At 72.1% G+C, this 1142-nt stretch carries 2 protein-coding genes; one reads left to right on the forward strand and one right to left on the reverse strand.

Annotation, left to right across the window (positions count from 1 at the left end):
- Positions 1-618, reverse strand: a 618-nt coding sequence (locus HUK82_RS16710) for a site-specific integrase (protein WP_256127069.1), incomplete at its 3' end; no start/stop codon positions are given.
- Between the two features lie 57 nt (positions 619-675).
- Here HUK82_RS16710 and HUK82_RS16715 point away from each other — a divergent pair.
- Positions 676-1142 (forward strand): primosomal protein N' family DNA-binding protein (locus HUK82_RS16715; protein WP_456304212.1); only part of this gene is annotated, 467 nt, incomplete at its 3' end.

The following is a 1142-nucleotide window of genomic DNA, read 5'->3' on the forward strand; positions in this document are numbered from 1 at the left end:
CGGCACGACGCGTTCCTTGCCGCCCTTGCCGCGCACCCGCAGGCTGGCGGGCAGACGCTCGACGTCCCCGACATTCAGCGCGAGCGCCTCGCTGATCCGCAGCCCCGTGCCATACAGCAGCACGAACAGGGCGTAATCACGACGCTGCACCATCGGACCGTGCGCCAGTGCCGCGATTCCGTCGGGCGCCTCCATCGCGCGCGCCACCGGCAAGGGGCGCGGCACGGTCGGCTTGAGTCGCGGCGTGGCCAGCAACGCCACGGCATCGTTGCGCACGCCGCACCGACGCCCCAACCAGCGGAAGAACGTCTTCACGCTCGACAGACGCCGCGCGCGGCTGCGCAGGGCCTGATCGCGGGTAGGTGGCCGATGTCCGGGCCGGGGACGGGCCCCGCGTTCGGTCTCGTCGGCCAGCCATGCGCGAAAATCGGACAGGCTCAGCGCCGCCAGCGAAGCGGTGTCCACGTCCCCGCCCAGATGACCGCGTAGAAAGTCCAGAAAGCGGGCCACGTCCGCGCCATAGGCGTCCACCGTCCGCGGCGACGCGCGCCGTTCGTCGCGCAGCCACTCGAGGAACCGCATACGCGCGTCGTCCCCCATCAGGGCCGTGCCCGTCATGGCGTCAGCCGGACCGGAGACCGCGACAAATGGGATGCGGGCGGATACACAGGGATCATGGCGACCACGAGTGTAGACACAGCCACCCATGGCGCAAGGCCCGGACCATCACGTGTTGGCGTCCTGCTGCCGTTACCGTTTCCCGGCCCCTTCGACTACGCCGTGCCCCCGGGTCTGGAGGGCCTTCTCGCCCCCGGCGATCTGGTGCGCGTACCCCTCGGCCGGCGCGAGGAAACCGGCGTCGTCTGGGATGCCCACACCTCTGTGCCGCCGGATTTCGCGCCGCCGCAGCCCCCGCCGGTCGCCACCGCGCGCCTGCGCCCGGTCGTGGCGAGGGTCGATGTCCCGCCCCTGCCCACTGGCCTGCGTCGCTTCGTCGACTGGGTCGCGGCCTACACCCTGTCGCCCCCCGGCATGGTGCTGGCGATGGCGTTGCGGGCGTGCAGTACCGAGGTCCCACGCGTGGTGCAGGGCTGGGTGGCGACAGACACGCCGCCGGCCGATCTGCGCATGACGCCCGCGCG

The organism is Ameyamaea chiangmaiensis (assembly GCF_013376175.1).
GTDB classification, from domain to species: Bacteria; Pseudomonadota; Alphaproteobacteria; order Acetobacterales; family Acetobacteraceae; genus Ameyamaea; species Ameyamaea chiangmaiensis.